Genomic DNA, 295 nt, shown 5'->3' with positions numbered 1-295 from the left:
GAAAAGCCCGTTCGGTAAACTCCCCCGGACGGGCCAGACGACAGCCCTGTGACACCAGTTCATTCAGCAACAAATCCAGCACCACCGGGCCGCCATGACCCTGGAATTCCACCACATCTTCGCCAGTAAACGAGTGGGGGCCGGGGAAAAAGAGGGTAATCCCTTCATCCAGAACGTCTCCGGAGGCAGCTTTCAGCGCACCATAATGGGCATGCCGGGGCCGGGGCTGATAACCAATCACCCGCTCTGCAATGGTTTGCGCTGCCGCGCCGGAAACTCGCACAATGCCAACGCC

Annotated in this window: 1 pseudogene; it reads right to left on the bottom strand. The window is 60.0% G+C overall.

What is annotated here, in order from left to right:
- Positions 1–295 (bottom strand): annotated as a pseudogene (locus tag Q4563_RS18905) (tRNA uridine-5-carboxymethylaminomethyl(34) synthesis GTPase MnmE); the annotation flags it as partial.

Source organism: Gilvimarinus sp. 1_MG-2023 (assembly GCF_030548285.1).
The sequence above is the reverse complement of the archived record's forward strand: the minus strand, read 5'-3'. Positions and strand labels throughout refer to the sequence as shown.